Annotated in this window: 8 protein-coding genes; 5 read left to right on the top strand and 3 right to left on the bottom strand. The window is 68.2% G+C overall.

Annotated features, from left to right (window positions below; all coding sequences use genetic code 11):
• Positions 1–165: 165 nt before the first annotated feature.
• Positions 166–2,151, bottom strand: a complete 1,986-nt coding sequence (locus KEG38_RS18895) for an OmpA family protein (protein WP_272421103.1) — start codon at positions 2,149–2,151, stop codon at positions 166–168.
• Positions 2,152–2,608: 457 nt separating this feature from the next.
• Between KEG38_RS18895 and KEG38_RS18890 the strand changes: the two genes are divergently transcribed.
• The 3 genes from KEG38_RS18890 to KEG38_RS18880 all read left to right on the top strand — a co-directional run bounded on the left by KEG38_RS18890 (position 2,609) and on the right by KEG38_RS18880 (position 8,547).
• Positions 2,609–4,759 (top strand): TIGR04551 family protein, encoded by a 2,151-nt coding sequence (locus KEG38_RS18890; RefSeq protein ID WP_272421102.1) that lies wholly within the window; start codon positions 2,609–2,611, stop codon positions 4,757–4,759.
• A gap of 30 nt (positions 4,760–4,789) precedes the next feature.
• Entirely contained in the window at positions 4,790–7,522 is a 2,733-nt protein-coding gene (alaS, locus tag KEG38_RS18885; protein ID WP_272421101.1) for an alanine--tRNA ligase, read from the top strand.
• A 113-nt stretch (positions 7,523–7,635) separates the two neighbouring features.
• On the top strand, positions 7,636–8,547 hold the full coding sequence (locus tag KEG38_RS18880) for a PAS domain S-box protein (protein WP_272421100.1): 912 nt from the start codon (positions 7,636–7,638) through the stop codon (positions 8,545–8,547).
• A 9-nt stretch (positions 8,548–8,556) separates the two neighbouring features.
• Here the strand turns inward: KEG38_RS18880 and KEG38_RS18875 are convergent, their stop codons facing one another.
• On the bottom strand, positions 8,557–9,087 hold the full coding sequence (locus KEG38_RS18875; protein WP_272421099.1) for a dihydrofolate reductase: 531 nt from the start codon (positions 9,085–9,087) through the stop codon (positions 8,557–8,559).
• Positions 9,084–11,324, bottom strand: a complete 2,241-nt coding sequence (locus KEG38_RS18870) for a S9 family peptidase (protein WP_272421098.1) — start codon at positions 11,322–11,324, stop codon at positions 9,084–9,086. The genes KEG38_RS18875 and KEG38_RS18870 overlap by 4 nt, the downstream gene beginning before the upstream one ends.
• A gap of 299 nt (positions 11,325–11,623) precedes the next feature.
• Between KEG38_RS18870 and KEG38_RS18865 the strand changes: the two genes are divergently transcribed.
• The gene (locus tag KEG38_RS18865) at positions 11,624–12,517 is read left to right on the top strand and encodes a serine/threonine-protein kinase (protein WP_272421097.1); all 894 of its coding nucleotides are present in this window, start codon (positions 11,624–11,626) and stop codon (positions 12,515–12,517) included.
• A 31-nt stretch (positions 12,518–12,548) separates the two neighbouring features.
• Entirely contained in the window at positions 12,549–14,057 is a 1,509-nt protein-coding gene (locus tag KEG38_RS18860; RefSeq protein ID WP_272421096.1) for a protein kinase domain-containing protein, read from the top strand.
• Positions 14,058–14,110 lie beyond the last annotated feature (53 nt).

Raw genomic sequence — 14,110 nt, 5'->3', positions numbered from 1 at the left:
AAAAGGAATGCGGAGACACAGGCGCGCCCCCGATCCTGTCGAGAAGACTCTACCAGGACACCCGACCCGGGATTTGGTTCCTTTTGGAGATTGGATCGCGAGGGAGGAGGGAGGGGCGAGGAGCGAGGCGAAGACGTCGTCGCCCCGCTCCTCCATCGAGCCGGCTCAGGGCGGGGGGGCCGCCTGTGCCTTCTTCGCCGACTTCAGGATGTTGAACTCGACGCGGCGGTTCTTCTGGCGGCCAGCGGCCTGCTTGTTGTCGGCGATCGGCTTATCCGGGCCGTAGCCCTTCGCCTGGAGCCGCGCCTTGTCGACGCCCTTGTCGATCAGGTACTTGACCACGGCCTCCGCGCGCTTCTGCGACAGCGCCCGGTTCTCCTCCGTCTTGCCGACGTTGTCCGTGTGACCCGCGACCTCCACGAGGAAGATCTCCTTGTGGATCTCGAGCACGCTCGAGACCGCGTTGAGCACGGCGAAGCTCGTCGCGCCCTGGATCTTGTCGCTGTTCGTCGCGAACTCGACGCGCTGGAGGATCTTGATGTCGTCCTCCGTGATCGTGACGAGCGCCGGGCCCTTGTCCGGGCAGCCGTCCGTGTCCTCGAAGCCGTTCAGGTTCTCGGGCTGCTTCGGGCACTTGTCCTTGTCGTCCGGGATGCCGTCCTTGTCCGAGTCCGGCGACTCGTCGGGGCAGCCGTCCTCGTCCTTGAAGCCGTTGTAGACCTCGGGCGTGTCGATGCACTCGTCGAGATCGTCGTTGATCTTGTCGCCGTCGTTGTCCGGATCCGGGCAGCCGTCGGTGTCGGAGAAGCCGTCCGTGTCTTCCGGCTGATCGGGGCAACCGTCGGCCTTGTCGGCGACGCCGTCCTGATCCTTGTCCGGGCAGCCGTAGAACTCCTTCACGCGCATCTTGCCGAAGTCGTCCGGGCACTTGTCGTCCGCGTCCCCGATGCCGTCCTTGTCCTTGTCGGGCAGCTCGTCGGGGCAGCCGTCGTCGTCCTTCAGGCCGTTGATCGTCTCCGGCTTGAGCGGGCACTTGTCGTTGACGTCGATGACCTTGTCCTGGTCGTTGTCGTCTTCCAGGCAGCCGTCGTCGTCCTCGAATTCGTCCTTGTCCTCGGCGATCGACGGACACTTGTCGTCCTTGTCGTTGATGCCGTCGCCATCCTCGTCGCCGACCTCGGCGACGAACGCGATGCCGCCGAGCGCGCGGAAGAGCGGCACGCCCACGCCTTGCAGCACGCCGCCGCCGCCGCCGAGCGTGAAGGCGAGCGGGACGCTGAGCGGCGTGATCTGGAGGGCGCCGTCGACCTCGAGCGAGTTCGTCCCGTTCTGCGAGCTGAACTTCGTGCCGCCGAAGCCCTCGGCGAACACGCGGACCGTCGGGCTCACGCGATAGCCGAGCGCGGCGCCGTAGCGGAACTCGAAGGGACCCACCGTCGTCGAGCCGAGGCGCGCCTCGGGGCGGTAGACGCCGCGCAGGTTCAGGCCGAACGAGACCCCGCCGAACGAGCCGTCGAAGATCAGCCGGCCGCCCGCGGTGATCGGCGTGCTGTTGCCGATGTACTTGTCCTTCGCGGTGATCGTGCCGAGTGGCGCCGACACGTCGACGGCGCCGCCGAGCACCACGGCGCTCGTCTTCGGATCACCGAAGAAGCGGAACTTGCCTTCGAGCGTCGCGTCACCCACGCCAAACGCCTTGAGGCCGTTCGGATCGGGCCCGCCCGTGTCGAGGTTGATGCCCGAGCCGCTCACGTACATCACGGGCAGGCGCAGGCCGATCTGCACGACCGGCACCGGCGTCAGCGACGCGAGCACATCGGCGGTGAACATGTCGCTGATGACCGCGACATCCTGCGTCGCGGCGTTCGGCGCGCTGCAGTCGGCCTGCGCCCTACAGCTCTTCACCACGAACGGCTTGTTCGCGTAGTTCACCATCAGGCCCGCGGTGAAGCCCATCGCGGCGTCCATGCGAGCCCCCGCGACCGTGAGGTAGTTCTTCGACCCCGGCACGGGTTCGAACCGCTGGACGGAGAACTCTCCCTCCTTCGCGCCGCTCGCGGCGCTCTCCTGGGACAGCGCAGCAGTCGGGACGAGCGAGACGGAGAGAAGTCCCAGAAGAGTCAGCAGCCTTGGCGATAGTCGCGTTCTCATCAACCCTCTTGGCGCGGACGGCAAACCGGCACGTTGGGAACGGCGGTACACGAGAATTGCAGGAATAGAAGACCGTCCCGAGCGCCGCAACGGGGATCCTGGATTCGGGTGAAATTTCGGGCCGTTCTGGCCGTACTGGACGCGATTCGCCGGCCGGCTGACGCTCGGCCGGCCGCTCCGGCCCCGCGAAAAGCACGTTCGCGGCGGGGCCGTCCGCGGCCCGAGGGGCCGGGCCGGGTTTTCCCCGAGGGACCTCGGAACCTGTCCCTTGGCCACGCGGCCAACATCGATCCACGTTGACCACACCCGCTCGGCGTGAGACATCGCCCCTGCCCGAGCGCCCGGACGAGCCGTGCGCGGGCACGGCGAGACGAACCTCGTTACGACACCCAAAGCGCGCGGCACGCGGATTCCAAGGCGGGGCCCCGTCCGGCGCGACACACGCAGCAAACGCGCCATGCGAATTTCGTCGCGGTACCTAGGCTCCTCGTACGGATCGGGAACGAGAACGGCAGCATCCCTCGCGGCGCTCGCCTTCGGCCTCACGGCGGCAGGGTCCGCCCTCGCCCAGCCCGCGGCGCCGCCTCCGCCAAAGCCCGCAGAAACCACGCCTGCGCCTGCGCCTGCGCCCGCGCCCGCGCCCGCGCCCGCAGACGAGCCGCTCGTGCCTCCGAACGGCACGGGCGCAGGCACGTCGACGCAAGCCGCGCCGGAAGCCGCGTCGCAGACCTCCACCCCGCCTGCGCCGAAGCCTGCCGCGCCCGTCGCTGCCACGCCGGATCCGGATCGCGACGCGCGCGCGCTCACGCGCCAGGGCGCCGATCGTCCTCCGCCGACGGGCGATGTCGGCGTGCGACCGAGCGACGTCTTCGCCGAGGACTGGTGGTCACAGGCGCGACCAAGCCTGGAGATTCACGGCCTCTTCCGCGTGCGCGCCGAGCTCTTCCATCACTTCGCGCTCGGCCGTCGCGAGCTGCCCGATCGCGCGCTCTGGCCGCAGCCGCCCGACAACGCCTACTACCCCACGTCGGGCGCGGTCCAGACCGTCCCCCTCTGCGGCGACGATCCCACGGCGACCTCGGCTTGCGAGAACAACACGCAGGCCGGCGCGAACATGCGCTTCCGCCTCACGCCGGAGCTGCACATCAGCGACAACCTCCGGGTCCTCTCGCAGATCGACATCCTCGACAACTTCGTCCTCGGCTCCACCCCCGAGGGCTACTGGAACACGCCCGCGGTCGGCGGCAACTACACCGTGGGCGAGCGCGGCGGCTACGCGCCGCTCGGCGTGCTCGCGACCACCTCGTGGGCGCCCGTCGCGGGACAAACCAGCACCGTCGACAGCATCATCGTCAAGCGCGCCTGGGGCGAGTACGTCACGCCCGTCGGCCTCCTCCGCTTCGGCCGCATGCCGAACCAGTGGGGCCTCGGCATCCTCAACAACGAGGGCAACGGCTACGACTCGGACTACCAGAGCACGGTCGACCGGATCATGTTCGTGACCGGCATCAAGAAGTACGACCTCTACTTCGCCGGCGCGTGGGACTTCATCAGCGAGGGGCCGACAAGCGCGGCGCTCCGCGAGCAGCAGGGCCAGCCCTACGATCTCGGCCAGCTCGACGACGTGAGCCAGTACGTGTTCATGGCCGCGCGCAAGCGTGATCCCGAGCTCGCGCGGCTCGACCTCGCCAAGGGGCTGCCGGTCATCAACGGCGGCATCTACTTCGCGTACCGCAACCAGGTCCTCGCGAACGACACCACCGATGCCGCGACGAGCGCCACGTTCGGCCAGTCGGCAACCGGCATCCGCGCCGGCTATGCACGCCGCGGCGCGCAGTTCTTCACGCCAGACCTCTGGTTCCAGTTCCTCTACAAGAAGTTCCGCTTCGAGGCCGAGGCCTCGATGACCTACGGCACGATCGACAACCTCCAGCCCGCGGGCAGCACCACCGTCGAGCGCAACCCGCTCGACGCCGAGGACACCGGCTGGACCGTGCGGAGCTTCATCGTCGCGTCGCAGAGCGAGATCCGCCTCCTCGACGACAAGCTCCGCATCGACCTCGGCTTCGGCTGGGCTTCGGGTGATCCCGACGTCGAGGGTCTCGCGCCGCCATCGGGCCGGATCGATCGGCAGCTCACGGCCGATCGGACGTTCTCGACGGGCCGGTTCCACCCGGACTACCGCGTCGATCTCATCCTCTGGCGCAACATCATGAGCCGCGTGCAGGGCGCGTATTACTTCCGCCCCTCCGTGCAGTACGACTTCGCGCGCGACCCGAACGGACAGCGCCTCGGCGGCAGCGCGGCGCTCATCTGGAGCCGCGCGAGCGAGTTCATTCAGACGCCGGGCAACAAGCGCGACCTCGGCGTCGAGCTCGACTTCTCGCTGTATTTCCAGGCGAAGGACGGCACGCTGAACGACAAGCCCGATCAGATGGGCGGCTTCTACACGATGCTCCAGTACGGCGTGCTCTTCCCGCTCGGCGGCTTCGACTACCTGCCCGGCGAGATCGGCCGCTACGAGAGCGCGCCGGAGAACCGCAATGCGCCCACGCTCGAGACCGAGACGGCGCAGACGCTCCGCTGGTACCTCGGGATCATGTTCTGAGGCGCGAAACATGGTAGATGGGCGGGCGCCATGTCCGCCTCGAGCCATCAGATTCGCCGCACCTTCCTCGATTTCTTCGCCTCCCGCGGCCACGAGGTCGTCCCGAGCGCGCCGATCGTCCCGCAGAACGATCCCACGTTGATGTTCGTCAACGCCGGGATGGTGCCGTTCAAGGACGTCTTCACGGGCAAGGATCGCCGCCCGTACACGCGCGCCGCGAGCAGCCAAAAGTGCATCCGCATCAGCGGCAAGCACAACGACCTCGAGAACGTCGGCGTCACCGCGCGCCACCACACGTTCTTCGAGATGCTCGGCAACTTCAGCTTCGGCGACTACTTCAAGGAAGAGGCCATCACGAGCGCCTGGGAGCTGCTCACGAAGGTCTACGGCGTCCCGAAGGAGCGGCTCGTCGTCACCGTGTTCAAGGGCGAAAACAACTTCCCCGCGGACGAGGAGGCGGCCGAGATCTGGCGCAAGGTCACGGGCTTCGGCGACGATCGCATCCTCCGGCTCGGCATGGCGGACAACTTCTGGACCATGGGCGACACCGGCCCGTGTGGCCCCTGCTCGGAGATCCACTTCTTCACGGGCGACGAGGTCGACCTCTCGCGGTTCGGCGAGGAGCCCCGGCTCGACGGCTCGGGCTGGACCGAGATCTGGAACCTCGTCTTCATGCAGTACGACCGCGCGGAGAAGGACGCGCCGGTCACGCCGCTGCCTGCGCCGAGCATCGACACGGGCATGGGCCTCGAGCGCATCTCGTTCGTGCTCCAAGGGGTCACGTCGAACTACGACACCGACCTGCTCCGCCCGCTCGTCGAGCGCGCGGCCGAGATCGCGGGCAAGACGTACGGGGCGAGCCTCGCGCCGGACGACATCTCGCTGCGCGTCATCGCCGACCACGCCCGCACCACGGCCTTCCTCATGGCCGAGGGCGTGATGCCCGAGAAGCAGCGGCGCGAGTACGTGCTCCGTCGCGTCATGCGCCGCGCGATCCGGCACGGCTACCGGCTCGGGATCGAAAAGCCGTTCCTCCACGAGGTCGCGCTGCTCGTCGTGGATCGCATGGGCGACGTCTACCCCGAGCTCCGCGACCGGCGTGAGCTCATCGCGCGTGTCACCGAGGACGAGGAGGTCCGCTTCCGCGCCACGTTGAAGCGCGGCATGAAGATCCTCGACGAGCACTTCGATACGATGCGCGAGAAGGGCGACAAGACCCTCGCGGCGCCCGCGGCCGCGGATCTTTTCACCACGTACGGCTTCCCCCTGGATCTCACGCAGGTCATCTGCGGCGAGCAGGGCTACGGCGTGGATGTCGAGGGCGCCAACAAGATCATCAAGGGCGCGGACGAGGCCGACGGACCGATCGATCCGACGGCCGCCCTCGACCCCGCGTACCGGCAGGCGCGGGAAAAACTCGGTTCGCCCGTGGCCTTCACCGGCTACGAGCGCGAGGCGGGCGAGAGCGAGGTCGTCGCGATCCTCGCGGTCGAAAAGAAAGACGGCCAAGGCAAACCCACCCGCGCGCTCGTCGACCGGGCGAACGCGGGCGCGCACGTCGAGGTCGTGGTGAAGGAGACGCCGTTCTACGCCGAGAGCGGCGGCCAGGTCGGCGACATCGGCGTGATCACGGCCGGCGACCTCCGCATCCGCGTCACGGACACGCAGCGCCCGCTCACGGGGCTCGTGGTGCACGAGGGCGTGATCGAGACGGGCGAGGTCAGCGTGGGCCAGAAGGTCACGCTCACCGTCGATCCCGCGGCGCGCTCGGCCACGCGGCGCAACCACTCCGCGACGCACCTGCTCCACTGGGCCCTGCGCACGGTGCTCGGCGAGCACGCGCAGCAGAAGGGCTCGCGTGTCGCGCCGGACATGCTCCGGTTCGACTTCGCGCACAACAAGCCCCTCACGCGCGACGAGATCGAGCGCATCGAGGACCTCGTGAACGGCAAGGTCCTGGAGAACGCGCCGGTGCTCACGGAGGTCCTGCCCGTCGACGAGGCCCGCAAGCGCGGCGCCGTCGCCATCTTCGAGGAGAAGTACGGCGACGTCGTCCGCATGCTGACGATGACCCAGGACTCGATCGAGCTCTGCGGCGGCACGCACGCGCGGGCGCTCGGCGACATCGGCCTGTTCAAGATCACGGGCGAGGGCGGCGTCGCGGCCGGCGTGCGGCGCGTCTTCGCGGCGACGGGCAAGAACGCGCTCGGCTACGTGCGGAGCCTCGAAGACGACATCCAGAAGGCGCGCCAGGTCGCGAAGGCGCAGGGCGGCGATCTCTCGGACAAGATCGGCAAGATCGTGGCGCACGAGCGCGAGCTCGAGAAGAAGGTCGCCGAGCTCGAGCGCAGGCTCATCGAGGGCGGCGGTCCCGGCGGCGGCGGGGGCGGCGGGATCGACGCGATGCTCGCGGAGGCCCGCGATATCTCGGGCATCAAGGTCCTCGCGCGTCGCATGCCCGATGGCACGCAGGCGGCGGCGCTGCGCGAGATCGCGGAAAAGCTCCGGGACAAACTCGGCGAGTCGAGCCTCGTGCTCGTGGGCGCGGTGGACGCGGGCAAGGCGCAGCTCGCGGTGATGGTCTCGAAGGCCGCGACGAGCCGCGTGAAGGCCGGCGACGTGATCAAGAACGTGGCCGCGATCGTGGGCGGGCGCGGCGGCGGCCGGCCCGACATGGCGCAGGCCGGCGGCCCCGAGGCCGGCAAGATCGACGAGGCCATCGCGGCGACGTATGGCGAGGTCGAGCGTCTCGTGACGGCGTAATTCGGGCGTCCCCCTACACGTCTCCCCTACCTCTTTCAGGATCTTCCTCACGCCGCGCTTGCCTCGGCGCGGCGTATTGCCCTACCGTCGACCGGTTCCACGGGTCGATGGGGATGAGCCAGGACACGGATTCGCTCGAAGCGCAGGTGGCGGAGCTCCAGCGCCGCAACGCGGAGCTCCAGCGGGAGCTGTGGTTGAAGACGCAGATGTACGCGACGCTGGTGGAGGACCAGCGTGAGCTCATCTGCAGGTTCAGCATGGATGGCACGCTCTCCTTCGTGAACGACGCGTATTGCCGCTACTTCAGCAAGACGCGCGAAGAGCTCATCGGCCACCGTTTCGCGCCCCTCGTCCCGGAGGAGGATCAGGTCCTCATCGCCGACGTGCTCGCCCGACTCGGGCCGAACGAGCCAGTCATCGAACTCGAGCACCGGGTGCTGCCGCCTGGGGGCGAGGTGCGATGGCTCAACTGGATCGATCGCGCGATCCTCGACGAAGCGGGCAACGTCGCGGCGTTTCAGGCCGTCGGGATCGACGTCACGGATCGGCGGCGCGCGGAGGAGCACGCAACGCGGAACGAGCAACTGCGCGCGGAGCTCATCGACGCGCAGGAGCAGGCGCTCCGGGAGCTCTCGGCGCCGCTCATTCCCATTGCCGACGACGTGCTCGCAATGCCGCTCGTCGGGCGTATCGACGAGAAGCGCGCGCAGGTCGTGCTGGAGACGCTGCTCGAAGGTGTGGTGAACATGGCGGCCGAGACGGTGCTGCTCGACGTGACGGGCATCACGACGATCGACACCCAGGTCGCCGAGGCGCTCGTGCGCACGGCGCACGCCGTGAAGCTCATCGGCGCCAAGGCCGTCTTCACCGGGATCCAGCCCCACGTGGCGCAGACGCTGATCACCATGGGCGTCGAGGTGCACGGCGTGATCACGGTGCGCAGCCTGAAAGACGGGATCGCGTGGGCGATCCAGGAGCGCGGCAAGGCCCGCAAGGCAGCGCGGCCCCGGCCCCGCCAAGCCTGAACCGCTAGGTCAGGAGGCCGGACGATTCCGGTCCAGCACCAGGATGCTGTACGCGGGGGACGTGGTCCCCTGCTCCGGTTCGTCGCGGCGCGTGATCTCCCGCCATTCTGCCCGGTCGAATGCGGGAAAAAAGGCGTCGCCCGCGGGCCGGGCGTGGACCTCCGTCAGATACAGCCGATCCGCCTGCGCGAGCGCCTCCGCAAACAAGGCCTCCCCGCCAATGACCACGATCTCGCCGGCGCCGACCTCCGCCGCAAAGAGGCGCGCCCGTCCGATGGCCTCGGCAAAGGAGTGGCAGACCACCGCTCCCGGCGCGCGATAATCGTCCTTCCGCGTGACGACCAGGTTCTTGCGGCCAGGCAGGGGTTTTGCCCCGATGCTCTCCCAGGTCTTGCGGCCCATGACAATGGGCTTGCCCATGGTCGTGGCCTTGAAGTGGGCGAGGTCGCCCGGAAGCCGCCAGGGCAGGCGGTTGTCGACGCCGATGACGCCATTCTCCGCGACGGCGGCGATCAGGGCGAGGCGGGGCTCGGTCGTCATTTCCCGTCCTTCACCTCGAGCCTATCGAGCAGCCACGCGTACTTGAACGCCATCTCCTGCATTCGCTCGTAACGCCCTGATTTGCCCCCGTGCCCGGCCGGATCGAGGTGAATGCGCAGGAGGAGCTGGTTCTGGTCCGTTTTGATTTCACGGAGCTTCGCCACCCATTTCGCGGGCTCCCAGTACATCACCTGGCTGTCGTTGTACGACGTGTTCACGAGGATCGACGGATACGCCTTCTTCCCGACGTTCTCGTAGGGGCTGTAGCGGGCGATGTATTCGAATTCGTCCTTCTTCTTGGGATTGCCCCACTCCTCGAATTCCTCGACGGTGAGCGGGAGGGATTCGTCGAGCATCGTGTTGATCACGTCGACGAAAGGCACGTCGGCGATCGCCGCGCGATACAGATCCGGGCGCATGTTCAGGACCGCGCCCATGAGCAGACCGCCCGCGCTCGCGCCCTGGATCGCGATGCGATCCTTCGCGGCCCAGCCCATTTGCACGAGGCCCTCGGTCGCGTCCACGAAATCGGTGAACGTGTTCATCTTCGTCTTCATGCGCCCGGCGTCGTGCCAGATCTCGCCGAGCTCGCCGCCGCCGCGAATATGGGCGATCGCGCAGACCACGCCGCGATCCACGAGCGAGAACGCCTGCGCCGAGAACATCGGGAAGATGGGGAAGCCGTACGAGCCGTATGCATATAGGAAGAGCGGGTTCTTCCCGTCCGGGTTCGTCCCTTTTTTGTAGAGCAGCGAAACCGGGATCTTCGTGCCGTCCTTGGCCGTCGCGTGCACCCGCTTCGACTCGTACCGGCCGGGATCGTAGTTCGGGACCTCCACGCGCTTCTTCTGCACGAGCGCGCGCTTCTTCGGTTCGTAATCGTACACCGTGGGAGGCGTCGTCGGTGATTCGAACCGGAATCGATAGAACGTCGCGTCGAACTCGCGGTTGTCCCCCTGCCGCAGCGTGAAGATCGGCTCGGGCAGCGTGACCCGGTGCGAGCCGTCGAGGGAGAGCTTTTTCGGGTCGAGCACCCGGATCTGGCGCAGGCCGTCCTCGCGCTCGAAGGCCACGGCAAACGTCGAGAAGAGCTCGACGAATTCGATCATCACGTTCTTGCGGTGCGCAATCGTCTCCTTCCACGACGCACGCCCCGGGGATGAGACCTTGGCCACGACGAGCCGGTAGTTCGTCGATTTCGGATCGCCCGGCTTCGCGGGGCTGTTCGTGCGGATCACGAGTTCGTCGCCGCGATGATCCACGTCGTACTCGTGGTCCTGCTCCCGCGGCTCGACGAGCGTGAGCGACGCGCTGGGTTTGTCCGCGGGCAGGAAACGGACCTCGCTCGTCGTGTGGCTGTTCGACTGGACGAAGATGAGCTTCTTGCTGCTCGAACGAGCCGAATGCAGGCGGAACCGCTCGTCCTTCTCCTCGTAGAGCAGCGCATCCTTGGCCGCGTCGTCGCCGAGGTTGTGCCGGAAAAACTTGTGCGAGCGCTTCGTGACGGGATCCTCGACCGTATAAAAGAGCGTCTTGCCATCCTTGGCGAACACGACCGACGTGACGCGCTCGGCCCGATCCGCGAGATCCTTGCCCGTCTTGAGGTCCCGCACGTGAAGCACGAATTGCCGGAAGCCGGTGGTGTCGAGGCCATACGCGAGGAGATTGCCGTCCTCGGAGAACGCGAGCGGGCCGAGGCCCACGTATTTCTCGGTCTTCGCGATCTCGTTCGGATCGATCACGATCTCCTCGGGCGCCTTGTCCCCGCCCTTCACGGCCTTGCGGCAGTAAATGGGGTATTGTTTCCCTTTTTCGGTGCGCGTGTAATAGAGATACGCGCCCTCCCGGGAGGGGACCTCCACGTCGGTCTCCTGCAGGCGGCCGAGGATTTCGCCATAGATGCGGTCCTTCACCGGCGTGAGCGCGGCGGTCATGGCCTCGCTGTACGCGTTCTCCGCGCGCAGGTGCTCGAGCACCTCGGGCGCGTCCTTCTTGCTCAGCCACGCATAGTCGTCGACGAGCTTCACGCCGTGGAGCTCGGTGACGCGCGGCTCCTTCTTGGCAATCGGCGCGACCGGGCCCTTCGGTGCCGGTTTTTCCGCGGCGGCGGCGCTCGTCGCGGCGGACGGCGACGCGGCCGGCAGGCTCGTGGTCGGCGCGGGCGCCGGAGGCAGGCCCTCGCCCGAACAGCCGAGGACGAGGAGGAGCGGAAGGACGAACGGGGTGCGTCGGATCATCGCGGCGAAGGATAGCCCAGGTTCGCCCTCGGGCATGGCCTACGGAACGCGCCTCCAGGAGCGGAACCGCCGAGCCGGCGCGTTCCGCGCCGCGCCCTGGCCCGGACATCGCATCGCCCCTACCGTCGCCGACGAGGACAGGCAACCCGAAACGTTTTTCAAATCTGCAACGTGCGGCGCGCGCGGGTGCTTCTCTCGCGTTCCGCCACGAGGTCCGGCTGCCCGTTGCGGCCCTCGGGGCGCCTTCGGTATCGTACGAGCCTGCCGCGGCGGAAAGACGCGGCCAGACGAGGAGCGCCATGTCGTATCGAGCGGGTGATGTCATCGACGGTCGGTACAAGCTCCTCGATCTCATCGGCAGCGGCGGCCACGGCTACGTGTTCCGCGCCGAGGACATGGACCTCAGCGCGCCCGTCGCCGTGAAGTGCCTCCTGCCGAACATCACGAGCGAGCCCGTGTTCACGACGCGCATCGCCCGCGAGGCGCGCGCCATGGGCCTGCTCAGCGGCACGGCGGCGACGCAGATCCTCGCCTTCAACCGCTCGGACAACGGCACGCTCTACATCGTGATGGAGCTGCTCGAGGGCAAGGATCTCGAGGCCTACGTGCGCGGCGTCGAGGCGAAAGGTGGGCCCATGCCCATCGATCGCGCGCTCGAGATCATGCGCCCCGTCGCCGAGACGCTCTCCGCCGCGCACGCGCGCGGCATCGTGCACCGCGACGTCAAACCCGCGAACATCTTCGTCCTGCGCACGCGCGCGCGGGGCCGCGTGCGGCTGCTCGACTTCGGCCTCGCCAAGGAGGTCGGAGGTTTCACGGTCACGCGCGACGGCACCATCGCCGGATCCCCGACGTACATGGCGCCCGAGATCTGGGCGGGCAAACCCAAGGACCTCGATCACCGCGCCGACGTCTACTCGTTCGGCGCCGTCGTCTTCCGCATGATCGGCAGCAGGCTCCCGTTCCCCGCACGCAAGATGGTGGAACTTTTGCGCGCTGTCTCGACCGACCCGCGCCCGAGCCTGCGCGCGCTCCGGCCCGATCTGCCGGAGGCCGTGGATCCGTGGGTCGCGCGGGTGCTCGCGAGCCAGCCTTCGCACCGCTTCACGTCGATGCAGGAGGCGTGGACCGAGCTCTGCAAGGCGCTCGGTCGCACCACGGAGCTCGAGGACGACGATCTCGGCTTGCCTTGAATCGGCGTTTGTCTGCCCGTACGCTCGGCACATGTCGGACCCCGGCGCGGACACGGTGCCGATCTTTCTGCTCGCCCCCGCGCAGCTCTTTCATGAGCGATACCGCATCGTGCGCACGATCCGCACGGGCGGGATGGGCGCCGTCTACGAGGCCACGGACGAACGCACCGCCGGCCGCCGCGCCCTGAAGATCATCCACCCGAACCTGCTCGCCGAGCACGCAGACTTCAAGGCGCGCTTCGAACGCGAGGCGCGGATCCTCGGGGAGCTCGAGAGTGATCACATCGTCCGCGTGATCGACGCCGGCGTGGACGTGCCCTCGGGTTTGCCCTTCCTCGCGATGGAGCTCCTGCGCGGGCGCGACCTCGGCATGGTCGTCACCGAGCGCGGCGCCCTGCCCCCCGGCGAGGTGCGCACCTACCTCGCGCAGGCCGCGTTCGCGCTCGACAAGACCCACGCGGCAGGCGTCGTGCATCGCGACATCAAGCCCGACAACCTCTTTCTGACGTACCGCGACGACGGCTCGCCGTGCCTCAAGCTGCTCGACTTCGGCATCGCCAAGGCCGACGGCCACCTCGGCATCGGGATGCAGACGAAGACCATCCTCGGCAGCCCCTACTTCATGGCGCCCGAGCAGATCTTCATGGACCAGCCCATCGGCCCCGCCGTCGACGTCTACGCGCTCGGGCACACGGCGTTCATGCTGCTCGTCGGCGCGCCGTACTGGGCCGAGGAGTTCGAGAAGGCACCCTCGATCATCACGCTCGCGCGTTGCCTCGACAACCCGCTGCCCGAGCCCCCCGCGACGCGGGCGCGGCGGCGCCACGCCGTGGAGCTGCCCGCGGCAGTCGACGCCTGGTTTTCACGGTGTGTCGCGCGAAACCCGGGCGATCGATTCCCGAGCGCCTCCGCCGCACTCGTCGCGCTCTCCGAGGCCCTCTTCCCCGCGGACCATGTGGACCCGAGCCACTCGACGCCGCCTCCGCCGCGGGAGCCCTACATTTCGGTCACGTACGAATCGACGCCGCCCCCTCCGGCGCGCGGCTCCCGCCCCTCGATCCCGCCGCCGAGCGAGGAAACGAAGCACCCGACGCCGTCACGGACGAGCCGGCACTCGACGCCGCCGTCCTCGCTGGAGCGGGTGAAGTCGTCCGTGTCGCGGGCCCGGAGCGGATACACGATCCGCGTGGAGCGGGAGCGTAGGCTCGTGCGGCTTTCGGTATGGGGCTTCTGGACGGTCGATCAGGCGCGGGCCTACTACGAGGAGTTCGCGCGCGTGACGCAGCCGCTCTGGGGCAAGCGCTGGCGCGTCCTCGCGGACACCGCGGACTTCGCAGCCCAGAAGCCCGACGTGAGCGCGTTCGTGGAGCGGACGATGGAGGTCGCCCAGAAAAACGGCTGCGTGCGAGCCGCAAATATCGTGTCGAGTACGCTGACGAAGATGCAGCTCGCGCGCATGTCCATCGAGCAAGGCTTGCCCTCGTTCGCGTTCTTCCAGGACGAGGCCGAGGCCATGATCTGGCTGCTCGATGGCACGTAAGAGGGGTTTTCACAGCGTAGCGCCGGGGTTTCACCCCGGACCCGACGAGGGGT

This window comes from Polyangium jinanense (genome assembly GCF_028435265.1).
In the GTDB taxonomy this organism is placed as follows: Bacteria; Myxococcota_A; Polyangia; order Polyangiales; family Polyangiaceae; genus Polyangium; species Polyangium jinanense.
This window is presented reverse-complemented; position numbering and strand designations above follow the sequence as displayed.

Bases quoted from the DNA above. Each gene is read 5' to 3' on its own strand.
- KEG38_RS18880 (WP_272421100.1), top strand. From the start codon at position 7,636: ATGAGCCAGGACACGGATTCGCTCGAAGCGCAGGTGGCGGAGCTCCAG.
- KEG38_RS18875 (WP_272421099.1), bottom strand. From the start codon at position 9,087: ATGACGACCGAGCCCCGCCTCGCCCTGATCGCCGCCGTCGCGGAGAAT.
- alaS (WP_272421101.1), top strand. From the start codon at position 4,790: ATGTCCGCCTCGAGCCATCAGATTCGCCGCACCTTCCTCGATTTCTTC.
- KEG38_RS18890 (WP_272421102.1), top strand. From the start codon at position 2,609: ATGCGAATTTCGTCGCGGTACCTAGGCTCCTCGTACGGATCGGGAACG.
- KEG38_RS18860 (WP_272421096.1), top strand. From the start codon at position 12,549: ATGTCGGACCCCGGCGCGGACACGGTGCCGATCTTTCTGCTCGCCCCC.
- KEG38_RS18870 (WP_272421098.1), bottom strand. From the start codon at position 11,324: ATGATCCGACGCACCCCGTTCGTCCTTCCGCTCCTCCTCGTCCTCGGC.
- KEG38_RS18895 (WP_272421103.1), bottom strand. From the start codon at position 2,151: ATGAGAACGCGACTATCGCCAAGGCTGCTGACTCTTCTGGGACTTCTC.
- KEG38_RS18865 (WP_272421097.1), top strand. From the start codon at position 11,624: ATGTCGTATCGAGCGGGTGATGTCATCGACGGTCGGTACAAGCTCCTC.